The organism is Pseudomonas izuensis (assembly GCF_002356535.2).
Classification (GTDB): domain Bacteria; phylum Pseudomonadota; class Gammaproteobacteria; order Pseudomonadales; family Pseudomonadaceae; genus Aquipseudomonas; species Aquipseudomonas izuensis.
On the sequence record NZ_AP017423.2, the window covers coordinates 1,326,350 to 1,348,809 of the forward strand.

The 22,460-nt window shown below is 59.5% G+C and carries 18 protein-coding genes; 11 read left to right on the top strand and 7 right to left on the bottom strand.

Annotation, left to right across the window (positions count from 1 at the left end; genetic code table 11):
- Positions 1-208: 208 nt before the first annotated feature.
- The gene (locus LAB08_RS05940; RefSeq protein ID WP_096513084.1) at positions 209-1,336 is read right to left on the bottom strand and encodes a branched-chain amino acid ABC transporter substrate-binding protein; all 1,128 of its coding nucleotides are present in this window, start codon (positions 1,334-1,336) and stop codon (positions 209-211) included.
- Positions 1,337-1,684: 348 nt separating this feature from the next.
- Between LAB08_RS05940 and LAB08_RS05945 the strand changes: the two genes are divergently transcribed.
- A complete protein-coding gene (locus tag LAB08_RS05945) occupies positions 1,685-1,990 on the top strand; it encodes a DUF2288 domain-containing protein (protein WP_096513083.1) in 306 nt (101 codons plus the stop codon).
- Positions 1,991-2,260: 270 nt separating this feature from the next.
- Here the strand turns inward: LAB08_RS05945 and LAB08_RS05950 are convergent, their stop codons facing one another.
- The gene (locus tag LAB08_RS05950; RefSeq protein WP_096513082.1) at positions 2,261-4,462 is read right to left on the bottom strand and encodes a hypothetical protein; all 2,202 of its coding nucleotides are present in this window, start codon (positions 4,460-4,462) and stop codon (positions 2,261-2,263) included.
- Positions 4,463-4,660: 198 nt separating this feature from the next.
- Here LAB08_RS05950 and LAB08_RS05955 point away from each other — a divergent pair, with 198 nt between their 5' ends.
- Positions 4,661-5,557: an NAD(P)-dependent oxidoreductase gene (locus LAB08_RS05955; RefSeq protein WP_096513081.1), complete on the top strand. Its 897-nt coding sequence runs from the start codon at positions 4,661-4,663 to the stop codon at positions 5,555-5,557.
- Here LAB08_RS05955 and LAB08_RS05960 read toward each other — a convergent pair.
- Together LAB08_RS05960 and LAB08_RS05965 are read right to left on the bottom strand one after the other, a co-directional pair.
- A complete protein-coding gene (locus LAB08_RS05960; protein WP_301943431.1) occupies positions 5,514-7,730 on the bottom strand; it encodes a putative bifunctional diguanylate cyclase/phosphodiesterase in 2,217 nt (738 codons plus the stop codon). The genes LAB08_RS05955 and LAB08_RS05960 overlap by 44 nt on opposite strands.
- A 146-nt stretch (positions 7,731-7,876) precedes the next feature.
- Positions 7,877-8,242 carry a YkgJ family cysteine cluster protein gene (locus tag LAB08_RS05965; RefSeq protein WP_096513079.1) on the bottom strand — a complete coding sequence of 122 codons (366 nt, stop codon included), beginning with the start codon at positions 8,240-8,242 and terminating at the stop codon, positions 7,877-7,879.
- A gap of 303 nt (positions 8,243-8,545) precedes the next feature.
- Between LAB08_RS05965 and LAB08_RS05970 the strand changes: the two genes are divergently transcribed.
- Positions 8,546-9,895: a spinster family MFS transporter gene (locus LAB08_RS05970; RefSeq protein WP_096513078.1), complete on the top strand. Its 1,350-nt coding sequence runs from the start codon at positions 8,546-8,548 to the stop codon at positions 9,893-9,895.
- A 158-nt stretch (positions 9,896-10,053) separates the two neighbouring features.
- Here the strand turns inward: LAB08_RS05970 and rapA are convergent, their stop codons facing one another.
- Positions 10,054-12,900 (bottom strand): RNA polymerase-associated protein RapA, encoded by a 2,847-nt coding sequence (rapA, locus tag LAB08_RS05975; protein ID WP_096513077.1) that lies wholly within the window; start codon positions 12,898-12,900, stop codon positions 10,054-10,056.
- Positions 12,901-13,118: 218 nt separating this feature from the next.
- On the opposite strand from rapA, the gene LAB08_RS05980 reads away from it, so the two are divergent.
- The 3 genes from LAB08_RS05980 (at position 13,119) to ccoM (ending at position 13,992) form a co-directional block, all read left to right on the top strand.
- Positions 13,119-13,460, top strand: coding sequence for an aspartate-semialdehyde dehydrogenase (locus LAB08_RS05980; protein ID WP_096513076.1), 342 nt, complete (start codon positions 13,119-13,121; stop codon positions 13,458-13,460).
- Positions 13,461-13,527: 67 nt separating this feature from the next.
- On the top strand, positions 13,528-13,734 hold the full coding sequence (locus tag LAB08_RS05985; RefSeq protein WP_157755743.1) for a hypothetical protein: 207 nt from the start codon (positions 13,528-13,530) through the stop codon (positions 13,732-13,734).
- 141 nt (positions 13,735-13,875) lie between these two features.
- A complete protein-coding gene (gene ccoM / locus LAB08_RS30510; protein WP_281355032.1) occupies positions 13,876-13,992 on the top strand; it encodes a cytochrome c oxidase subunit CcoM in 117 nt (38 codons plus the stop codon).
- A 265-nt stretch (positions 13,993-14,257) separates the two neighbouring features.
- Here the strand turns inward: ccoM and LAB08_RS05990 are convergent, their stop codons facing one another.
- Together LAB08_RS05990 and LAB08_RS05995 are read right to left on the bottom strand one after the other, a co-directional pair.
- On the bottom strand, positions 14,258-15,733 hold the full coding sequence (locus tag LAB08_RS05990; RefSeq protein ID WP_096513075.1) for an inorganic phosphate transporter: 1,476 nt from the start codon (positions 15,731-15,733) through the stop codon (positions 14,258-14,260).
- Positions 15,734-16,108: 375 nt separating this feature from the next.
- A complete protein-coding gene (locus tag LAB08_RS05995) occupies positions 16,109-16,309 on the bottom strand; it encodes a hypothetical protein (protein WP_008056863.1) in 201 nt (66 codons plus the stop codon).
- A gap of 690 nt (positions 16,310-16,999) precedes the next feature.
- Here LAB08_RS05995 and pcaR point away from each other — a divergent pair.
- The 5 genes from pcaR (at position 17,000) to pcaF (ending at position 22,450) form a co-directional block, all read left to right on the top strand.
- Entirely contained in the window at positions 17,000-17,842 is an 843-nt protein-coding gene (pcaR, locus tag LAB08_RS06000) for a pca regulon transcriptional regulator PcaR (RefSeq protein ID WP_096513074.1), read from the top strand.
- A gap of 128 nt (positions 17,843-17,970) precedes the next feature.
- Positions 17,971-19,317, top strand: coding sequence for a 4-hydroxybenzoate transporter PcaK (gene pcaK / locus LAB08_RS06005; RefSeq protein ID WP_096513073.1), 1,347 nt, complete (start codon positions 17,971-17,973; stop codon positions 19,315-19,317).
- 294 nt (positions 19,318-19,611) lie between these two features.
- Complete coding sequence (locus LAB08_RS06010; RefSeq protein WP_008054173.1) at positions 19,612-20,469, top strand: CoA transferase subunit A; 858 nt, start codon at positions 19,612-19,614, stop codon at positions 20,467-20,469.
- Positions 20,469-21,248, top strand: a complete 780-nt coding sequence (locus tag LAB08_RS06015) for a CoA-transferase subunit beta (protein WP_096513072.1) — start codon at positions 20,469-20,471, stop codon at positions 21,246-21,248. Before LAB08_RS06010 ends, LAB08_RS06015 begins: the two co-directional genes overlap by 1 nt.
- Positions 21,245-22,450: a 3-oxoadipyl-CoA thiolase gene (pcaF, locus tag LAB08_RS06020; protein WP_172901629.1), complete on the top strand. Its 1,206-nt coding sequence runs from the start codon at positions 21,245-21,247 to the stop codon at positions 22,448-22,450. Before LAB08_RS06015 ends, pcaF begins: the two co-directional genes overlap by 4 nt.
- The last annotated feature ends 10 nt before the right edge of the window (positions 22,451-22,460 follow it).

Here is a 22,460-nt window from a genome sequence, read left to right on the forward strand (position 1 = left end):
CGCATTTCACTGGTGGAGTCATTTTCCCGCCCGAGCCCCGTGGATCTGCATCCACTTCGAATTCGGGGTTTGCCAGCGAACCGCTGATGACGGTTTTGAGATTTTCAGGTGGGGAGACTAGCGGATCACGCCAGCGCGGCCCAATACGTTCGTAAAACAAAGCCCACGGCACGCCGTGGGCTTTATTGGCAGTCAGTCAGGCAGCGCCTTACTGAGGCGAAGCTTCAGTTTTTGGTTTGCCGAAGTGCCACTCGTAAACCACAAACTTGAAGTCTTTCAGGTCGCCCTTGGCGTCGAAGCTCAGGTCGCCAGTCGGGGTCTTGAAGGTGCCTTTGTGGATGGCTTCAGCCACTTTGGCGGCGTCTTCGGACTTGGCAGCCTTGATGCCTTCGGCGATCACTTCCACAGCCGAGTAGGCCGGGAACACGAACGGACCGCTCGGGTCTTCTTTCTTGGCTTTGAAGTCTTCAGCCAGTTTCTGGTTGGCCGGATCCTGGTCGAAGGATTTCGGCAGGGTCACCAGCAGGCCTTCGGAAGCGTCCTTGGCGATCTGCGAAATGGAGTCGTTACCCACGCCTTCCGGACCCATGAACTTGGCTTTCAGGCCTTTTTCCTGGGATTGACGCAGGATCAGGCCCAGCTCCGGGTGGTAGCCGCCGTAGTAGACGAAGTCGACGTTGGCTTGCTTGAGCTTGGAGATCATGGAAGAGAAGTCTTTGTCGCCGGCGTTGATGCCTTCGAACACGGCAACCTTGACGCCTTTGCCTTCCAGGGTTTTCTTCACGGCGGTGGCGATGCCTTCACCGTATTGCTGTTTGTCGTGCAGGACAGCAACGATTTTCGGTTTTACGTGATCGGCAATGTAGTTACCGGCGGCAGGGCCCTGGGCGCTGTCCAGGCCGATGGTGCGGAACACCATTTTGTAACCACGGTTGGTGATGTCCGGGCTGGTGGCAGCCGGGGTGATCATCACGACGCCTTCGTCTTCGTAGATGTCCGAAGCCGGTTGGGTGGAGCTGGAGCACAGGTGACCGACCACGAATTTCACGCCGTCGTTGACGACTTTGTTCGCGACCGCTACCGCTTGTTTAGGATCACAGGCGTCATCGTATTCAACGGCTTCGAGTTTCTTGCCGTCTACGCCGCCTTTGGCGTTGATCTGTTCGATGGCCATTTTGGCGCCACTGAACTGCATGTCGCCGTATTGGGCTACAGGGCCGGTTTTAGGGCCGGCGATGCCGATCTTGATGGTGTCAGCTGCGAACGAATGGCTGGCAACCCCGGCCAGAACCATAGCGGCAAACAGTTTGGAAATCTGCTTAGTAGCCTTAGTCATAGTGCTCCACTCTTACTGTTGTAGTTTTTATAGTCCTGGCGCCGTCGGCAGCAGAACCGGGTCAGTATCTACGACATCCCCGGAAAAGCCCCTCGGCAACTGTACCGGTACAGTGTAGAGCGCCGATTGTCAGCCTGGGAAGCTGGCGCCGGGGGACAAAACTTGGGCGTGTCGCTTTTTTGAAAGAAAAAGACAGAATTGCGGCGGGGGTTTGACGGGCGTATAGCCAGTTTCCGTGCATTCCTTGGCTTTCCTGCTCTTTTCGTTCAGTGACTCAAATTGCATCTGGGTTTTTCTGCCGGACCACCGACGTTATCATTGCGTCGATTTCTTTTCCGGACCGTACCCATGATTGAAGAACCTAGCACCCTCTATGCCAAGCTGCTTGGTGAAACCGCATCTATTACCTGGAAAGAATTGGAACCGTTCTTTGCCAAGGGTGCCCTATTGTGGGTCGACCCTGGCCTGGATTTGATCGCCGCGGCCGAGGCAATGGCTACGGACGATGGCGAGAAAGTGGCTGCCTGGTTGGCTGCCGACAAGGTCGCCAAGCTGTCTGAAACGCGGGCGCTGGATCTTTTCGAACGTGATCCGCAGCTGTGGGCCGTGGTGGTTTCGCCGTGGATCATGATCCAGGAAAGAGCAAAGCCTTGAATGCGTGCACCTGTCTGGTGCGCGTCGCTACCGAGCAAAAGTGTGTAGGCGAGTAGCGTGATGGCAGGTTGCCGTAGAGAAAGGCCACAGCCTCACGGTGACGTAAACGTAACGGGAACAGTTGAGTGAGCGGCCGGAGGGCTGCTCAATTGTTTCTGGATATTGGGATTCGCGGCAAATTCAGTGCCGCCTTCGCGAGCAGGCTCGCTCCCACAAGGTTCAGTGATGACCCTGTGGGAGCGAGCCTGCTCGCGAATGGAGCGACGCGGTTTAGAAGGTTTTGCCCGTATGGTTATTCAGCGAAATAACCTTGGTCTTGCCAATGCGGTGACGGTAGATCTCGCGCAGGTACTTGATCGCTTTCTTCACGCAATCCCGGGACAGGCGAATGTCGTTGATCGAGACGAACTTGTCCTTGTCGTTGATCAGCTCGCGGTATTTCTTCTCGTACATCGGTTTGATCGCATACCAGTTGGTATCGAGGATCTTCGCCGGGTTTTCGAACTCGTTGAGCAAGTCGTCGATGCGCTCTTCGTCGAAATCTTCATTGATGATGAAGTCCAGCATCGAGTTGTCCAGGGTTTCGTCGAAGCGGTACGGGCTGCGGGCGAAGCAACGCTTGATGAAGGCCACGATCAGCGTCAGGAAGTCGTCCGACAGGCACGGGCTCTTGGCGATCAGGGTGGTCAGCGACAGGTTGGCCGAGGCGCCGATCACCAGCGCATAACGCTTGAGCGTGGTGTTGGGGAACAGGTTGTTGAGGTGGGTCTTCAACCGGTTCAGGTCCATGTAGGACAGCTTGTAGTCCTTCGGCAGGGAAACGATCGACACCACCGACGAACAGTTCTTGAAGAAGTGCAGGTCGTGCAAAGCGGCGGCGTCGTAGCCGGAATTCTTGTACTGCTCCAGCGACGCGCGATAGCGCTTGGACTCGATCGGCAGCAGGCTGATGCCTTCGATGGCCTGTGTGACTTTGTTGAAATGCGGCAGGTCGATGGAGCGGAAGAACAGATCGTCGATGTTCAGGCGCTGCGGCTCTTTCTCGAACACCTTGAACTTGTCGTTGGTCGGCGCCGGGCTTTCCGGGACCACGGACTCGGCGTAGGCGATCGCCACAGGGCCGGCCAGGCTCATGAACAGGTCGTTGGCATCAAGGCGAATGGTTTCGCCGATGTCGATGCCGGCGCGCCGGAAATAGTTCTGGTCGTAGTCGGTCGTTACCGCTTGCGCTGTCAGAATGTTGAAAATCTGCTGCGAGATGTATTGGTTGGCGTGCTTTTCCATGGCATTGACATCAATGTTCTGGATGTTGCCATCGTCGCTTTCTTCGGCGTAACGCATGATGTCGTTGGAGATCAGCATCATTGCGTTCCAGGGACGGATACGGCCCATGACGCTGGCTTCACTGCTGTCTTCGTTGGCGAAGTTGTAGGAGAAGTCCCACTCTTCCGACAGGTATTTGCACAGCAGGCGACCGGCGTTGATATGCAACGCTTCGGACATTTCACTGCGATGATCGGAAATGTTCGGCAGGACGCAGATACCGCTGGTGAAAATCGGCTCGAAAACGAAGGAGTGACCGCTCTTGCCGTCGTGCTCGTCCATCGGCTTGGTGTCGAACGTCTTGTTCATGTACGAGTGCTGCTGGGCCAGGCCGAACTCCGAGGCCATGCCCGAGCCGGTACCGCCACCGGCGCTGAAGATCGAGAAGTACAGGCGTGATTGGTTGGCCTTGATGCCGCAGCTGTCGATCAGGTACGAGTGAATCATCTTCCAGTCAGGGCTGGAAAAACGCTGGGTGTCCTTGTTCAGGATAATCTTGGCCAGGTATTGGCCAAGAATCGGCGCGTTACCGGCACCACCGGCGTGGACTTCCGACAAGTCCATGATTTTCATTTTGCTGTAGTCGCGCAGGAACCCGCTTTTTTCACCCTTGCGCGAGAAGCGGATTCGACCGGCGATGTCTTTGTCCAGGTCGCCGAGCATCACCAGCGGTTCGACCAGGAACACCGGTTTGGTGGCCTTGTTCGGCATCAGGCGCAGATTGTTGCGAATCCACTGTGCCGGGCTGTAGCCTTTTTCGGCATAGCGTTTATCCGGCGACAGGCGGTCTTCGCTGTTGAATTCGTTGAGGTAGAACTTGCGGGCGTTGTACACCAGTTCCGCGACATCCAGCGCGATGTTCGAACCGCAGCGACCCAGGCCGATCAGGCATACCGACGGGAACTCCTGATCGTTATGCTGCTCGTTGTCGCCTTCCAGGTGCGGTGGGCGCGGGAACACCATGTCACGCAGGCCGTCGAGATTGTCGAGGATGCGGTCGGTGTTGGTTTCGGTGTAATACAGGTATTGCTGGGTCGCCAGCGGACGTGACGGGAGTAATGGCTTCGACGCTATAGGGGCAGGGCTGTTCGCCGCAGGGCTCAAGGTCAGGTCGGATACCGCGGTGGCCGGATTATTTTTGGAAGTCATTATTCGCCATCTACCTGGGCTTGTTAGTCGGGCGACGCGCTGTCGTCGAACCGTCACGGAATGAGAAATCGCGTCTTTTATCAGCGCGTATTTGTCCCAAGCGTCAGAGCCGTGGCCTGAACATCGCTCGGGGGAATCCTTTCCTGAGTCATGATGAATCGGCCAATATTCGACGATCTTTAATCAAGAAGAGGCAAAATGATGTCAGCGCTACCTTCGTTGGGGTTTGCCGGAATCGGTCTGATGGGGTTGCCGATGTGCCGGCGCCTGCTGGCGGCGGGTTATCCGCTGACGGTGTGGAACCGTAATCCGGACAAGTGCACACCACTGGTCGAGGCCGGTGCCCGCCAGGTCGCCACGCCGGCAGAGTTGTGCCAGCACGCCGACGTCGTGATGTTGTGCCTGGCGGACACCTCGGTGGTGCGTACAGTGGTGTTTGGCCCTGCCGGGGTGGTCGAAGGCGCGAAAAATGGCCAGTTGCTGGTGGATTTCTCCAGCCTGGAGCCGACCGCAACCCGGGAAATGGCGGCGGAGCTCGTCAGTAAAACCGGCATGGGTTGGCTCGACGCCCCGGTGTCCGGTGGTGTGGTCGGCGCCGAGGCCGGCAGCCTGGCGATCATGGTCGGTGGCGACGCGGAAAATCTCGAACGCATCAGACCTGTGTTGTTGAGCCTGGGTCAGCGGGTGACGCACATGGGGGCGGTTGGAGCGGGGCAGGTGACCAAGGCCTGCAATCAGATGATCGTGGCGTGCAACGCCTTGGTGATTGCCGAAGTGGTGGCGCTGGCGGAGCGTTCCGGCGTCGATGCGAGCCTGATTGCCGAGGCGCTGGCCGGAGGCTTTGCCGATTCGAAACCCTTGCAGATTCTCGCCCCGCAAATGGCCGAAAGCCGCTTCGAACCGGTGAAATGGCACGTGCGGACCTTGCTCAAGGATCTGGACACAGCGGTGAAGTTTTCCCGCGAGCAGGGTTCGGCGACACCCATCAGTGGCCTGGCGGCACAGCTGATGCGGTTGCATGGCGGGCAGGGGTTCCTGGAAAAGGATCCTTCTACATTAGTGCAGATGTACCGTGAACCAGACTCAAGGACGTAAGCGTATAGGTGTGTTTGCGCTGGTTGATTTCATTCAGCACCGGAAGTAGTTCAACCAGCGGCACCGGGCGACTGAGCAGGTAACCCTGAACGAAGTCGCAGCCATGGCATTCGAGGAACTGGTATTGCTCGAAGGTTTCGACGCCTTCGGTAACCACCTCAAGATGCAGGGTGTGGGCCATGGCGATAATCGCCTGGACGATCTCCATGTCCTGGGTCGACTTGGGGATGTCCTGTATGAATGAACGGTCGATTTTCAACGTGTTGAGCGGCAAGCGCTTGAGGTAGGCCAGGGACGAATAACCGGTGCCGAAATCATCGATCGACAGCGACACGCCCAAGGCGCGAATCTGTCGCAGCTGTACCAGGGTGTCGGCAATATTGCCCATCAGCGCATTCTCGGTCACCTCCAGCTCCAGCCGTTGCGGTGCGACCCCGGTGCTGCGCAATGCCTGTTCGATTTGACCGGCCAGCTCTTCGCGCGCCAGGCTCAGGGGCGAGCAGTTCACGGCGATCTTCAGGGCTTCGCATCCCTGGTGCGACAACTCGGCGAGGTCTATACAGGCCTTGCGCAGCACCCAGTTGTCCAGTTCGGTGATCAGGCCATTGGCCTCGGCAATGGGGATGAAACGGTCCGGTGCGAGGAATCCGTGGACCGGGTGTTGCCAGCGAATCAACGCTTCAAGCTTGCTGACCTCCCCGGTTTTCAGGTCGTAGATCGGCTGGTAATAGAGCATCAGGCCCGTGTCTTCGCGCAGGGCGTTGCGCAATTCTTCCTCCAGTTGCAGTTCCAGCGTGGCGCGGGCCTTGAGGTTGGCGCTGAAGAAGTTCAGGCCGTTGCGGCCGCTACCCTTGGATTGGTACAGCGCCAGGTCGGCGTTTTTCAGCAGCTCATCGCAGGTCTTGCCGTCATCGGGAAACAGGCTGATGCCGATACTGGTGGTCATGACCATGCGCCGCCCGGCCAGCTCGATGGGCTCCTTCATTTTTTGCATGATGCGCTGCGCCATGTGCCGCGCTTCTTCGCGATCATTGAGGTTGATGAGCATGCAGAATTCGTCGCCACCGAAGCGTGCCACCACATCTTCGTGACTGCGCACCGAGCCTTTGATATGGCTGGCCAGCACCTTGAGCAATTCGTCGCCCGCGTCGTGGCCGAGGCTGTCGTTGATGCGCTTGAAATGATCGATGTCGAGAAACAACACGGCGAGCATGCCGCCTGCATGGGTTTTCTCGATGAGTTTCTCGGCGAAGAGCTGATTGAAACCGCGGCGGTTGGTCAGGTTGGTCAGGGGGTCAAAGTGCGCCACCTGTTGCAGCGACATGCGCGCCTGATCCAGCTGGCTGAGCAGTGAATTGACCCGTTGCAGGTCATGCTCCTTATGTTGCAGTTTCTTGTCCGCCAACGCCGCACTGATGCAGCTGCCAATGATCAGCAGTGTCATCACCGCGACCGTCAGGCCCAGTTGCAGGTGATTGTTTTCCCCGGGCTGGGTCAGGAGGCTACCGCTTGGCAACACCAGATTGAAGGCCGCCATGCCGGTGAAATGCATGCTGATGATGCCTGTCCCGAGTACCAGGCTGGCGCCGTACTTGAGCAGCTGATGGAACATGCCGACGCCGTTGCGCAAGTAGCTCGCCAGCAGCAATGCCGCCAGGCTGGCGGCAATCGCCACCAGGATAGAGAGGGCGAACATGGTCGGTTGGTAGTAGACCACCGCCTGTGAGCGCAGGGCGGACATACCCACGTAATGCATGGTGGCGATGCCCAGGCCGATCCAGATCGACGCCTTGAGGCATTGCCAGAAATTCAAGGCAGGACGACTGAGTGTATGCATCGCCAGCCATGAAGTGAGCAGGGCGATCAGGAGGGAGACAAGGGTGATGGGCAACAGGTAATGCACGTTGACTGGCGCCTGGAAGGCCAGCATGCCGATGAAGTGCATGGCCCAGATCCCGCCGGCCAGGCACCCGGCACCGACCCAGCGCCAGAGTCGTCGGGAAGCGGCATTTTCCGCATGCGCGACCCGTTCGGCCATGTCTAGCGTGGCGAAGCTGCCGGCACAGGCGACCAGATATGCCAGTAGCACCAGAAAAGGGTCATGTATGCAATTGAGTATGACCTGCCCGCTCTCTGGCAGCTCGGTAATGAAATGCAGACCAAGCCACTCCATAGCATGCCCCATGTTGTATTCCTGGCCGACGCAAGCCGCGTCGACGAATGTCCTGAAGTATAGAGGGCATGCAGGGAGCGCAAGACGTAGTGGCACATTGGCGCCAATGATTTCGGCATTAAGTTAATCGCGATTAGTGCTAAGCATCAGGCGATTTGCTTCTCAGGCATCTGGAATGCGGGCTCCAGCGCCGCCAGGCCGAACGCCGCCCGGGCTGCGTCGCAATCGGGGTTGGGCTGGCCATCGGTCCAGGACGCTTCGAATTCCCGGCAGGTGCTCGAGCGTTTTTCGTAGATCGAGCATTGCACCCTACTGCCTACGTCCCCTGCCAGACTGACGCAGCGTACGGGTTTGCACTCGGTGCCCAGCATGGCGACGCGGCTGGGGCTGATCTGTGCGACAAGCTCATCGGGCACTGTCCCTCCGGACGAAGCGCATTCACCCCAAAAAAATGACACGCGAAAATGAGAACAGCAGGCACCGCAATTCAGGCACGGACTGGCATCGGACATGGGTATTTATCTTAGGAGGGGTGGGGAACGCTGAGGGCAGACAAGGCCGCTATTCTAGGCTTCGCCAGCGGCTTGGAAAGGGGGGGCGAAAAGTATTTTTCAAGGGATGGCAGTGCGGTGAAAACATTCCCCTCGGGCCAATGAACATTGAGCCTCGCCGGTGGGCGGGGGCGGCGCTTGTGCGCTGTTTTGCCATGGGCTGGTATCAGCCTTGCGAATAATGACAGACAGCTGTGGCGGGCCTGTCTAGATTGCTGTTACCGGGGACAGTGACGCCCCAATAACAATAAAAGAGACGGACCCATGCAGAACTCGACCCAAGCGGCGAATGCCTGGCGCATTCTGTTCCTGCTGTTCCTGGCCAACCTGTTCAACTTTTTCGACCGCACCATCCCGGCCATCATCATCGAACCGATCCGGATGGAATGGCATCTCAGCGATTTTCAGCTGGGCATCATCGGCACTGCATTCACTATTGTCTACGCGATCGCCGGCCTGCCCCTGGGGCGGATGGCCGACACCGGTTCGCGCAGCAAACTGATGGGCTGGGGCCTGGCGGTGTGGAGCGGGCTGACCGCGGTCAATGGCATGGTCGGCAGTTTCTGGAGCTTTCTGCTCGTGCGCATGGGCATCGGCATCGGTGAAGCCAGCTATGCGCCCGCCGCCAACTCGCTGATCGGCGATTTGTTTCCGGCGCATCGCCGGGCGCGGGCCATGGGGATTTTCATGCTCGGGCTGCCGTTGGGGCTGTTGCTGGCGTTCTTTACCATCGGAGCGATGGTCAAGGCGTTCGACAGCTGGCGCGCGCCGTTCTTTATCGCCGCGGTGCCGGGGTTGATCCTGGCGATCTTCATGTTCTACATCAAGGAACCCAAACGCGGTGCCGCGGAAAACGTGCAGGTGTCGCAGGAGAAAGTTGACCGTCCGATCCGCCGTGTCCTCGCGGTGCCGACCTTCCTGTGGCTGGTGCTGGCCGGGCTGTGCTTCAACTTCGCCACCTATGCCTGTAACTCGTTTCTGGTGCCGATGCTGCAGCGCTATTTCCTGATGCCATTGCAGGAAGCGGCGGTGGCGACCGGGGTCATCGTCGGTGTAACCGGCCTGGTAGGACTGACCCTGGGTGGCTGGATCGCAGACAAGATCCACCAGCGGGTTGCCAATGGTCGTCTGTTGTTCGCCGCGTTCAGTCTGATTATTTCCACCCTCTGCACGGCATGGGCGCTGCATTCGGGGCGGATTGAAATCGGCATCTTTGTAGCGGTGTTCAGTCTGGGCTGGCTGTTTGCCTATAACTTCTACACCTGCGTTTACACGGCGATCCAGGACGTGGTCGAGCCGCGCCTGCGGGCGACGGCCATGGCATTGTTCTTCGCCGGGTTGTATCTGCTGGGCGGTGGGCTGGGGCCGGTGGTGGTCGGTGCCTTGTCCGATCACTTTGCGCATACGGCCATGCTGTCGGCTGGAGCCGAACAGATGACCGAGGCATTCAAGGCGGTCGGCCTGCATGATGCGATGTACCTGATACCGGTGGCGTTGTTTTTCACCATGGTGTTTCTGGTGTTGGCATCGCGGTGTTTTGTGCGCGATGCCAAGCGGATGAAGGATGGGTTGGTGGCGGTGGTTGAGCCTGAGGGTGCTGCGGCGACTGCGTAATCGCCATCGCGAGCAGGCTCGCTCCCACATTTGGAATGCATTCCCCTGTAGGAGCGAGCCTGCTCGCGAAGAGGCCATCAACAGCAACCACAAAACTCAAGCAAACAAAAAGGCCCGCATCGCTGCGGGCCTTCTTGTTTATCGGTGGAGCAGGGGACTTAACCCGCCACCAACACCCGGATCGCTTCCAGCCGCAGCGCAGCCTTGTCGAGCATGGCCAGGCCTTGTTCGCGCTGTTTACGCAGGGCAACCAGTTCGCTGTCGCGTACGGTCGGGTTGACCGCTTGCAACGCGGTCAGGCGCGCCAGTTCTTCATCGGTATCGGCTGCCAGGCGACGTTGCGCCTCGGCCACGCGTTCGGCATGGCGCGGATAGATCTTGTCTTCGCCGGCGTTGATCCGTGGCGTCAACTGATCGCGCTGGGCCTGGATAAACTTGTTGGCGCTGGCGCGGGGAACGCTTTCCAGTTGATCGTTCAGGGTTTCGAACGACACGCGGGCCGACAGGTCATTGCCATTGGCATCGAGCAGGCAGCGCAGGGCGGCAGGCGGCAGGTAACGCCCCAATTGCAGCGAGCGTGGCGCGACCACTTCGCTGACGTAGAGCAGTTCGAGCAATACGGTGCCGGGTTTCAGTGCCTTGTTCTTGATCAGCGCCACCGCGGTGTTGCCCATGGAACCGGACAACACCAGGTCCATGCCGCCCTGCACCATCGGGTGTTCCCAGGTGATGAACTGCATGTCTTCGCGCGACAGTGCCTGGTTGCGGTCGTAGGTGATGGTCACGCCTTCGTCGTCGCCCAGCGGGAAGCTGGCATCGAGCATTTTTTCGCTCGGCTTGAGGATCAGGGCGTTTTCCGAATGGTCCTCGCTGTCGATGCCGAAAGCGTCGAACAGGGTTTCCATGTAGATCGGCAGGGCGAACTGGTCGTCCTGCTCGAGAATCGCTTCAACCAGTGCTTCGCCTTCGCCAGCACCGCCGGAATTGAGTTCCAGCAAGCGGTCGCGGCCGGTGTGCAGTTCGGCTTCCAGACGCTCGCGCTCGGTCCGGGCTTCGTCGATCAGTGTTTGCCATTCTGCATCGTCGGCCTCTTCCAGCAGCGGCAGCAGGCGCGGGCCGAACTGATGCTGCAAGGCGTTGCCGGTCGGGCAGGTATTGAGGAACGCATTGAGCGCCTCGTGGTACCACTGGAACAGGCGCTCCTGCGGGCTGGTTTCCAGATACGGGACGTGCAGTTCGATGATGTGTTTCTGGCCGATCCGGTCCAGACGACCGATACGCTGTTCCAGCAGGTCCGGGTGGGACGGCAGGTCGAACAGTACCAGGTGATGGGAGAACTGGAAGTTGCGGCCTTCACTGCCGATTTCCGAGCAGATCAGCACTTGCGCGCCAAACTCTTCGTCGGCGAAGTAGGCGGCGGCACGGTCGCGTTCGAGGATGTTCATGCCCTCGTGGAACACCGTGGCCGGGATGCCGGAACGCACACGCAGGGCGTCTTCCAGATCCATGGCGGTTTCAGCGTGGGCGCAGATCACCAGCACTTTGGTGCGCTTGAGCATTTTCAACTGGTCGATCAGCCATTCGACGCGCGGGTCGAATTTCCACCAGCGCTCTTCTTCGCTGGCGTCCGGCTGGGCCTGGAAGCTGACCTCCGGGTACAGCTCGGCGTGATCGCCCAACGGCAGTTCGAGGTATTCGTCCGGGCACGGCAACGGGTAGGGGTGCAGTTTGCGTTCCGGGAAACCCTGCACAGCGGCACGGGTATTACGGAACAACACGCGACCGGTGCCGTGGCGGTCGAGCAGTTCGCGCACCAGGCGGGCGCTGGCTTCGGTGTCGCCATCGTTGACCGCTTCCAGCAAGGCTTCGCCTTCGTTGCCGAGGAAACCGTGGATGGTCTTGTGCGCTTGCGGCGACAAACGTCCCTGGTCCAGCAGTTCCTGAACGGCTTCGGCCACCGGGCGATAGTTTTCACTCTCGGCGCGGAATGCGTGCAGGTCATGGAAACGGTTTGGGTCGAGCAGGCGCAGACGGGCGAAGTGACTGTCCTGGCCCAGTTGTTCCGGGGTTGCGGTCAACAACAGCACGCCGGGAATGGTTTCGGCGAGTTGCTCGACCAGCGAGTATTCAGGGCTGACCTGATCTTCGTGCCACACCAGGTGGTGCGCTTCGTCGACCACCAACAAGTCCCAGCCAGCGGCGAACAGCGCGTCCTGGGCCTTCTCGTCGTCCACCAGCCATTCCAGTGCAACCAGCGCGAGCTGGGTGTCTTCGAACGGGTTGGAGGCATCGCTTTCGATGAAGCGTTCTTCGTCGAACAGCGCGACCTGCAAGTTAAAGCGGCGGCGCATCTCCACCAGCCACTGGTGCTGAAGGTTTTCCGGCACCAGGATCAGCACGCGATTGGCGCGACCCGAGAGCAGTTGGCGATGGATCACCAGGCCGGCTTCGATGGTTTTACCCAGACCCACTTCGTCCGCCAGCAGAACCCGTGGCGCGATGCGGTCGGCGACTTCACGGGCGATGTGCAATTGGTGCGCGATCGGTTGCGCACGCACGCCACCCAGACCCCACAGCGAGGACTGCAACTGGCGACTGGTGTGTTCAAGGGTGTGGTAACGCAGGGAGAACCAAGCCAGCGGGTCGATCTGGCCGGCGAACAGACGGTCGCTGGCCAGGCGGAACTGGATAAAGTTCGACAGTTGGGTTTCCGGCAGGGTGACCACTTCGTTCTGGGCGTTGAGGCCGTGGTAAACCAGCAGGCCATCCATGTCGTCGACTTCGCGGACGGTCAGTTTCCAGCCTTCGAAGTGCGTGATGGTGTCACCCGGCGAAAACCGCACGCGAGTGAGGGGCGCATTTCGCAGCGCGTACTGGCGGGTGTCGCCAGTGGCCGGGTAGAGCACGGTCAACAAGCGGCCGTCCTGTGCCAGAACGGTGCCTAAACCCAGCTCGGCTTCGCTGTCACTGATCCAGCGTTGCCCCGGTTGATACTGCTGCGCCATGCTGCCTGACTCCCACCTTGAAAAAGCGGGCTATCTTAACGGAATGAGGGCTTCAGGGCCAAAGGACTCTCAGAAAAACTCTCGGGTTTACGTTAGCCCACTTACGCACGCTGCGTGGGCTACGGCACCACCGAGTGCCAATCGGGTCACAGTTTGCGACCGATGGCTCAAGTCACCCTCCCGGCGGCCGACAGCCTGCTCACAGGAGACCCATAAATATGCTGCCACCGATGCTTCCCTTGAGCGCCGTGCCAATCACTTCCCAGCACGACCCGGTCCGCCCACGTCCGGACATCGCGCCTGTGGTGCCAATGCAGGAAAGCTCCAGTGACAGCACCATCGACCTGAAGCACCGCAACCCCGAAGAAGCAGCCTTGTTGTTGCGCGAGGAGCAGCGCCGGCAGCAGGAGCGCGAGCGTCGCCGCCGTGAAGCCGACGATGATCCCGAAGCGTATCTGGCAATTCCCGGTGATGACCTCAATGCCGACAACACCGTGCCGGTGGCACCGTTGATGGAAGATCAGCCGCGCCAGGGGTTGTGGGTCGATATCGAGATTTGAGGTCGCGACTGGTCAGCGCCGTCGCCAGACCGCATTATTGGTGCATCCCTGCCGAATGATGCGGCAGATGAACAACATTCCAAGCGATGCACTGAACGCCATGAGCCAAGACGACAAGCTGATCGACCTCAACGCCGAACGCGCCAAGCGCGTCCATGACCTCAACGACAAGCGCCTGAATGAAATGCGCCAGGCGTTCGAACAGGCCATGCCCCTGGGTAAAGCGAAGAAAAACCCGAAAGCCAAATCGAAGAACAAGCCGAAAAAACGTTGACCCCCGCATCGGTTGATGCGGGTCAGTTTTTCCCCTCCTTATAGGCCCGGCCCCGGGCAACATTGATCCCGGTCAATATTCTCTCCTGCCCGATTGGTTACCTTAACTCCATCGCAGCAAGGCAACTGCAGGAGAGGCGTCATGTTTTTCGACAACGTGGTGATCGCCGGAGTGCTGACTGTCAGCCTCATGTTGGTGTTTTTTGCAGGGTTCGGATTTTTTATCTGGAAGGATTCGCACAAGCGGAGAAAACCGTAGGTCTTTCTTGATGCAATGAGCACGCAAGGCATTTTGGGCAACTTCGGTTGCCCTTTTTTTTTGCCTGCGAAATTCTATCGGTAAACACGTAACCCTGTAGGAGCGAGCCTGCTCGCGATAGCGGTGGGACAGTCAACATTGATGCTGTATGTGATGGCCTCATCGCGAGCAGGCTCGCTCCTACAGTGATTTGTGGTGTAGCGAAGATTCGGCAATAAAAAAGGCGCGGTCCTCACGGAGCGCGCCTTTTTCATTCAGCAGCGTATCAGCTACCCAGTGCCTTCGAAGCCAGCCAGAACAGGCCCGCCGACAGGGCAACCGTGGCTGGCAGGGTCAGCACCCAGGCCAGCAGGATGGTTTTGACGGTGCCGCCTTGCAGGCCGCTTTTGTTGGCGACCATGGTCCCGGCAACACCCGAGGACAGTACATGGGTGGTGGAAACCGGCAGGCTGAAGACGTTGGCCAGGCCGATCAGGCTGGCGGTGGTGATCTGTGCCGACATACCCTGGGAGTAGGTCATGCCTTGCTTGCCGATCTTCTCGCCGATGGTCAGTACCACGCGTTTCCAACCCACCATGGTGCCCAGGCCCAGCGCCAGTGCAACTGCCAGAATCACCCAGAAAGGCGCGTACTCGGTGGTGGTGGTCAGATCCTTGCGCAGCTTGTCCAGGTCGGCCTTTTCACGGGCGGCCAGGAATGGCAATTTGCTGACCTTCTTCGCGGTATCGTCCAGGCACAGCAGGTAGCGGCGTACTTCGATACGGCTTTCCGACGACAGCGAGTGGTAGTCCGCAACGCCTTTCAGGGTACCGAGCAAGGCATCGATGGTCGGTTCGGTCTGTTGCGGGTTGCAGCGGAATTTCTCCGGCAGATCGCCTTCCACGCTTTTACCCAAGGCCAGGAACTCGCCCAGGGAATCGGCATTGCGCTTGTAGAACTGGCTCAAGTGCAAGGTGGCGTCACGGGTACGCTCGATCTGGTAGGTGGTGCTGCTCAGGTCGAGCACGAACTGTGCAGGCACGATACCGATCAGCACCAGCATGATCAGGCCGATACCTTTCTGACCGTCGTTGGAACCATGCACGAAGCTGACGGCCATGGCCGAGATCACCAATACCAGGCGGTTCCAGAACGGAGGGTGCTTCTTGTCGTCGATCTTGCGACGCTGTTCCGGCGTCTTGTGCATCTTTGACAGCGGACGCCACCATTTGAGGCCGATCAGTATCAGCGCGGCGATCAGGAAACCTGCCATGGGCGAGAACACCAGCGAAGCACCGATATCGATCGCCTTCTGCCAGTTCACGCCGTCAGCCAACGGAATATCGTTGATCAGGGCGTTGGCCAGGCCTACGCCGAGGATCGAACCGATCAGCGTGTGGGAGCTGGAGGCGGGGATACCGAAGTACCAGGTGCCCAGGTTCCAGGTGATGGCTGCGGCGAGCAACGAGAACACCATCGCCAGGCCATGGCCGGTATTCACGTTGATCAGCAGTTCTACCGGCAGCAGGTGGACAATGGCATACGCCACGCCAACGCCGCCCAGCAATACACCGAGGAAATTGAACACACCGGAAAAAAACACGGCCAGATGAGGCGGCATTGCTTTGGTGTAGATAACAGTGGCTACCGCGTTAGCGGTGTCATGAAATCCATTGATGAACTCGAAGGCGAGGACAAAAGCCAGGGCGAGCAAGAGGCTCACAAGCACCCAAGCATCCAGTCCGCTGAATAAATCGATCATGAAGGTTTTCTGACCCGGTCATAAGGGGGCGCGATTATGCCAGAAAAGACTATCAATCGATGCACTAGCTGCTCATCGGTAACATTCTTCAATGAAATATTTTGCAGCCACGCCCGCAGCCCCGGCGATTTTTCGGGGTTTGCAAGTCATTGAATTTCTTGGGAACGCAGTCGCCACAAGGGTTTCACTCACTTGGGGGAGCGATTGGACCGCTTGTGTGAAATTTCTGAAAGGGAGGTCAGATGTGAGCCTTTTACCCTGTCAGATGGACAAAGTAGCCGCTGCCCGCTCGTAGCGGGCGCAGAAGACTACATCAATACACCCCGCTTTTAACGGGTGTAAATGCAGACCCCGAAAGGCTTCAAGCCGAGGTGCTCATGGCTCTTCGGCCTTGAGTTCCTTTTCCATTTTTTCCAGTTCCTGCTTGAAAACCTGATCCTGAACGGTGGCGCGTTTACGCCAGGGTTTGCGTTCCGGTTCGGGCTGGGCGGCGTAGGTGGTGACTTCCCCGCCGTAAACTTCCTTGTAGCGTTGTTCCTGGCGCTCAAGTTCCGCGCGCAGTTCGTCTTTCGTCACAGTGCTACCTGATTGAGTTGAGATGAATTCTGGTGAAACGCGCTGCGTTCAATGTATTGATCACGCTCGTCGGAAGGACAAGGCCCAGGCAGGCATTGTTTTTACGGCAGGGGCAATCAGTACATCCATGTTGCAGGCGGCCACGGCACCAGAGATAAATAGCTGACGTAGCATCAGATTCCTGTTTCGGCGAGCGCGTTGGCGATGCAGATGCAGTCAGCGTCGGACGCTTGCCGGGGACGGTGGCGATGGAACATCACAGCACCGGGTAGCGGGATCGGCGAACAACAAATCGCCTGGCTACTGAATTGCATTATAGCGAGCGATTCACAGAACACTATCGCCAAAGAGTTAAAAGTGGATCTTGGCGTGTGATTGTTTTGTTGCGCGCAACTTCAATGGCAACTAGCGCGCTGGCGGATGTCACAGTGCAACGATGCCTTTCTGGCGCCATTAAGTCGGAACAACTTGGGAGGCAACTACGTCCACCTTTAACACCGCATTCCAGTCTGCTCGAAAGTATATAAGGAAGGTTGCGTATTTCGGCCGGTGGGCAGGCGGGAGGTGGAGGAGGTCGATTGCGATTATCGGTCGATGGTTCGATAATCGCCCGATCTTGGTTGGCCGGGGTTGTTTGCCGGACCCATGCCGCTTGTAATAGTCGCTGATCCGTTTGGGAAAGGACCATATATGAACGATCAACTGCGCAATTCCTTCGCTTCAGTGGCACCGCCGATCGTCGCTTCGCCAGCCAAGCGGATTCAGGCCCTGACCGGTGACCCGGACTTCATGACCTCGCTGGCCCGTGGTCTGGCTGTGGTGCAAGCGTTTCAGGAGCGCAAGCGACACCTCACCATTGCCCAGATCAGTCACCGCACGGAAATTCCCCGCGCCGCTGTCAGACGTTGCCTGCATACCCTGATCAAACTCGGCTACGCCACCACTGATGGTCGTACCTATTCATTGCTGCCCAAAGTGCTGACCCTCGGCCATGCCTATGTCTCCTCGACCCCGCTGGCCGTTTCTGCCCAGCCGTACCTGGACCGTATGAGCGAGCAACTGCATGAGGCCTGCAACATGGCCACCCTGGAAGGCGATGACATTCTCTATATCGCCCGCTCGGCGACAACCCAGCGTCTGATTTCGGTGGACCTCTCGGTGGGCGGGCGCTTGCCGGCGTATTGCACGTCGATGGGCAGGATTCTGCTGGCTGCCCTGGATGACACTTCGCTGGGTGAATACCTCGATCACGCCGACCTGCAAGCCAAGACCAGTCGCACTATCCATACCCCTGAAGCGTTGCTCGAATGCCTGCAGGAGGTGCGTAAACAAGGTTGGTGCATCGTCGATCAGGAACTCGAACAGGGCCTGCGTTCGATTGCCGTGCCGGTGTATGACGCTTCCGGTCAGGTGGTCGCGGCACTCAACGTCAGTACCCATGCGGGGCGAGTCAGTCGTAACGAACTTGAACAGCGTTTCCTTCCTGGTTTGTTAAGTGCCAGCCGCGACCTCAGCGCGCAGCTGTTTGCCTAAGCTGTTCGATAATCGCACGGAGTCGCGTCGGGTGAATTGACGCTGTTTGCTGCGGATTATTACTGTCGCGGCTGCGCCAGCTTCGGCTGGCTCCTGTACGACTGCGTACTTCGCATGGAATAAAAATAATGAACCAGCCTCAGTCTGCTGTAGGAAACTGCCTAGACGTGCAGTCCTTCATCAATGCCCAACCGATCTCGCGCTACCAGTGGCGCGTAGTGATCCTCTGTTTCCTGATTGTCTTCCTCGATGGCCTCGACACCGCCGCCATGGGGTTCATTGCCCCCGCCCTGTCTCAGGACTGGGGTATCGACCGCGCCAGCCTGGGCCCGGTGATGAGTGCGGCATTGATCGGCATGGTTTTCGGTGCGCTGGGTTCCGGCCCATTGGCTGACCGCTTCGGGCGAAAAATCGTACTGGTGAGCGCCGTGTTGTTGTTCGGCGCGTTCAGCCTGGCCTCGGCCTACAGCACCAATGTCGATCAGTTGCTGGTACTGCGCTTCCTCACTGGCCTGGGCCTGGGGGCCGGGATGCCGAACGCCACCACGCTGCTGTCGGAGTACACGCCGGAGCGCAAGAAGTCCCTGCTGGTGACCAGCATGTTCTGCGGTTTCAATTTGGGCATGGCTGGTGGCGGGTTCATTTCGGCCAAGCTGATTCCCGCCTTCGGCTGGCACAGCCTGTTGCTGATCGGCGGGATCTTGCCGTTGATTCTTGCTGTCGTCTTGCTGCTCTGGCTGCCGGAATCGGCGCGCTACCTCGTCGTCCGCAATCGCGGTAACGACAAAGTGCGCAAGGCGCTGGCGCCCATCGACCCGACAGTGGTCGCCCAGGCCGCAAGCTTCAGCGTGCCGGAACAGAAAACCGTGAAAGCGCGCAATGTCTTTGCGGTGATCTTCTCCGGTACCTACAGCGTCGGCACCTTGTTGCTGTGGCTGACCTACTTCATGGGCCTGGTGATTGTTTACTTGCTGACCAGTTGGCTGCCGACCCTGATGCGCGACAGTGGCGCGAGCATGGAGCAAGCTGCATTCATCGGTGCGCTGTTCCAGTTTGGCGGTGTGTTAAGTGCAGTGGGCGTGGGTTGGGCGATGGATCGGTTCAATCCGCACAAGGTCATCGGCACTTTCTACCTGTTGGCCGGGGTGTTTGCCTACGCGGTGGGGCAGAGCCTGGGCAACATCGCAGTACTGGCGACCCTGGTGCTGGTGGCCGGGATGTGTGTCAACGGTGCGCAATCGGCGATGCCGTCGCTGGCCGCGCGGTTTTATCCGACCCAGGGGCGAGCCACCGGTGTGTCGTGGATGCTGGGTATCGGCCGCTTCGGCGCGATCCTCGGCGCCTGGATGGGTGCAACGCTGCTGGGCCTGGGCTGGAATTTCGAGCAGGTGCTGACGGCGTTGGTGGTCCCGGCGGCGCTGGCGACCACGGCGGTGGTGATCAAGGGCATGGTCAGTCATGCGGATGCGACCTGACAGGTTGATCCGCAATCTTCAGTGATGCTGATGGCCTCATCGCGGGCAAGCCTTGCTCCCACAGGTCTGTGTCGTTCCCAAGTCGGATAAACGCCTCGGACCTGTGGGAGCAAGGCTTGCCCGCGATGCTTTTGGGATCGGTAGGTACGCAACAATGTGTTCGATAATCGAACACTCAGTCGATTATCGGATTGTTTGACGTTTTTCACAGGCTTAATCTTCAGTCATTCCGGCGCTGCGCATCGGCGCCTTTTTCGACCACTGTTGGTTAATAACAAATGGGAGCCTGCCCCAATGGCTGAAATTCTTTCACTGCATGACGCGGTGAAGCAGTTCGTGAACGACGGCGATACCGTTGCGCTCGAAGGCTTCACTCACCTGATCCCGACGGCGGCGGGTCACGAAATCATTCGCCAGGGCAAGAAAGACCTGACCCTGGTGCGCATGACCCCTGACCTGATCTACGACCAGTTGATCGGTGCCGGTTGTGCCCGCAAGCTGATTTTCTCCTGGGGTGGTAACCCGGGTGTCGGTTCGCTGCACCGTCTGCGCGATGCAGTCGAGAAGCAGTGGCCACACGCGCTGGAAATCGAAGAACACAGCCACGCCGACCTGGCCAATGCCTACGTCGCAGGGGCCTCCGGCCTGCCGTTTGCGGTGCTGCGTGCCTACGCCGGTTCCGACTTGCCGAAGGTCAACCCGCTGATCAAGTCCGTGACCTGCCCGTTCACCGGTGAAGTGCTGGCGGCGGTGCCTTCGGTGCGCCCGGACATCACCGTAATTCACGCGCAGAAAGCCGACCGCAAGGGCAACGTGCTGCTGTGGGGCATTCTCGGCGTGCAGAAAGAAGCCGCGCTGGCTGCCAAGCGTTGCATCGTCACCGTCGAAGAGATCGTCGACGACCTCAATGCACCGATGAACTCCTGCGTGTTGCCGACCTGGGCCTTGAGCGCCGTCTGCCATGTGCCGGGTGGCGCGCATCCGTCCTACGCCCACGGCTACAACGAACGCGACAACCGCTTCTACCAGGCCTGGGACCCGATTGCCCGCGACCGTGAAACCTTCACCGCGTGGATCAACGAGTACATCCACGGCAGCGCTGACTTCAGCGAGTTCCAGGCCAAACTGGCCGCCGCTTCGGAGGCGAAGTAATGACTTACACCACCAATGAAATGATGACCGTCGCCGCTGCCCGTCGCCTGAAAAACGGTTCGGTGTGCTTCGTGGGCATCGGCCTGCCATCGAAAGCGGCCAACCTGGCGCGCCTGACGTCCTCGCCGGATGTCGTGCTGATCTACGAATCGGGTCCGATCGGTGCCAAGCCGAGCGTATTGCCGCTGTCGATCGGTGACGGCGAACTGGCGGAAACCGCCGACACCGTGGTCCCGACCGGTGAGATTTTTCGCTACTGGCTGCAGGGCGGTCGCATTGACGTCGGTTTCCTCGGTGCGGCCCAGGTTGACCGTTTCGGCAACATCAACACCACAGTGGTGGGCGACTACCACGCACCGAAAGTCCGCCTGCCGGGCGCCGGCGGCGCACCGGAAATCGCTGGCTCGGCCAAGAGCGTGCTGATCATCCTCAAACAATCGGCGCGTTCGTTCGTCGACAAGCTCGACTTTATTACCTCGGTCGGCCACGGCGAGGGCGGCGATTCGCGCAAGCGTCTGGGTCTGCCGGGTGCCGGTCCGGTCGGCATCATTACCGACCTGTGCACCATGGAGCCGGAAGCCGGCACCAACGAATTTGTGGTGACCGCGCTGCACCCGGGCATCACCCGCGAGCAAGTGGTTGCCGCCACCGGTTGGCCGATTCGCTTTGCCGCCAGCGTCGACACCACTGCCGAGCCGACCGAAATCGAATTGACCGCCCTGCGCGATCTGGAAGCCCGTACCGCGGCGGCCCACGGCCAAGCCCCTGGAGAAGCGTGATGCGTGACGTTTATATCTGCGACGCGATTCGTACCCCCATCGGCCGTTTCGGCGGTGGCCTGTCGGCAGTACGTGCCGACGATCTGGCCGCCGTGCCGATCAAGGCACTGATGGAGCGCAACCCGACCGTGGACTGGACGGCGGTGGACGAAGTGTTCCTCGGCTGCGCCAACCAGGCCGGTGAAGACAACCGTAACGTGGCGCGCATGGCGCTGCTGCTGGCCGGCCTGCCGGAAACCATTCCCGGCGTTACTCTCAATCGCCTTTGCGCGTCGGGCATGGATGCCATCGGCACCGCGTTCCGCGCCATCGCCAGTGGCGAAATGGAGCTGGCGATTGCCGGCGGTGTCGAATCGATGTCCCGCGCGCCGTTCGTGATGGGCAAGGCCGATGCGGCGTTTTCGCGCAACATGAAACTCGAAGACACCACCATCGGCTGGCGCTTCATCAACCCGCTGATGAAAGCCCAGTATGGCGTGGACGCGATGCCGCAGACGGCGGACAACGTCGCCGACGACTACGAAGTGTCCCGCGAGGATCAGGACGCGTTCGCCCTGCGCAGCCAACAACGCACGGCCGCCGCGCAAGCCGCAGGTTTTTTCGCTGAAGAAATCGTCGAAGTGCGGATCACCCACAAGAAGGGTGAAACCGTGGTCAGCCAGGATGAACATCCTCGTGCCGACACGTCCCTGGAAGCCCTGGCCAGGTTGAAGCCGGTCAACGGCCCGGACAAAACCGTCACCGCTGGCAACTCCTCGGGCGTCAACGACGGTGCCGCCGCGTTGATCCTGGCCAGCGCCGAAGCGGTGAAAAAACACGGTCTGACCGCTCGCGCCAAAGTGCTGGGTATGTCCAGTGCCGGTGTTGCACCACGGGTGATGGGCATCGGCCCGGTACCGGCGGTACGCAAACTGACCGAGCGCCTGGGTGTGGCGGTCAGCGATTTCGATGTGATCGAACTCAACGAAGCCTTCGCCAGCCAGGGCCTGGCGGTGCTGCGTGAACTGGGGCTGGCGGACGACGCGGCCCAGGTCAACCCGAACGGTGGCGCCATTGCCTTGGGCCATCCATTGGGCATGAGCGGTGCGCGACTGGTACTGACTGCTTTGCATCAGCTGGAAAAAACCGGTGGCAAGAAAGGTCTGGCGACCATGTGCGTCGGCGTCGGTCAGGGTCTGGCCCTGGCGATCGAACGCGTTTAACGCGTTCTGA

Coding starts and splice junctions, on each gene's coding strand:
- ccoM (WP_281355032.1), top strand. CDS start 13,876: ATGTTTTTCGACAACGTGGTGATCGCCGGAGTGCTGACTGTCAGCCTC.
- LAB08_RS05990 (WP_096513075.1), bottom strand. CDS start 15,733: ATGATCGATTTATTCAGCGGACTGGATGCTTGGGTGCTTGTGAGCCTC.
- LAB08_RS05960 (WP_301943431.1), bottom strand. CDS start 7,730: ATGGAGTGGCTTGGTCTGCATTTCATTACCGAGCTGCCAGAGAGCGGG.
- rapA (WP_096513077.1), bottom strand. CDS start 12,900: ATGGCGCAGCAGTATCAACCGGGGCAACGCTGGATCAGTGACAGCGAA.
- LAB08_RS05985 (WP_157755743.1), top strand. CDS start 13,528: ATGAACAACATTCCAAGCGATGCACTGAACGCCATGAGCCAAGACGAC.
- LAB08_RS05940 (WP_096513084.1), bottom strand. CDS start 1,336: ATGACTAAGGCTACTAAGCAGATTTCCAAACTGTTTGCCGCTATGGTT.
- LAB08_RS06015 (WP_096513072.1), top strand. CDS start 20,469: ATGACTTACACCACCAATGAAATGATGACCGTCGCCGCTGCCCGTCGC.
- LAB08_RS05945 (WP_096513083.1), top strand. CDS start 1,685: ATGATTGAAGAACCTAGCACCCTCTATGCCAAGCTGCTTGGTGAAACC.
- LAB08_RS05980 (WP_096513076.1), top strand. CDS start 13,119: ATGCTGCCACCGATGCTTCCCTTGAGCGCCGTGCCAATCACTTCCCAG.
- LAB08_RS05965 (WP_096513079.1), bottom strand. CDS start 8,242: ATGTCCGATGCCAGTCCGTGCCTGAATTGCGGTGCCTGCTGTTCTCAT.
- LAB08_RS05955 (WP_096513081.1), top strand. CDS start 4,661: ATGATGTCAGCGCTACCTTCGTTGGGGTTTGCCGGAATCGGTCTGATG.
- pcaR (WP_096513074.1), top strand. CDS start 17,000: ATGAACGATCAACTGCGCAATTCCTTCGCTTCAGTGGCACCGCCGATC.
- LAB08_RS06010 (WP_008054173.1), top strand. CDS start 19,612: ATGGCTGAAATTCTTTCACTGCATGACGCGGTGAAGCAGTTCGTGAAC.
- pcaK (WP_096513073.1), top strand. CDS start 17,971: ATGAACCAGCCTCAGTCTGCTGTAGGAAACTGCCTAGACGTGCAGTCC.
- LAB08_RS05970 (WP_096513078.1), top strand. CDS start 8,546: ATGCAGAACTCGACCCAAGCGGCGAATGCCTGGCGCATTCTGTTCCTG.
- LAB08_RS05950 (WP_096513082.1), bottom strand. CDS start 4,462: ATGACTTCCAAAAATAATCCGGCCACCGCGGTATCCGACCTGACCTTG.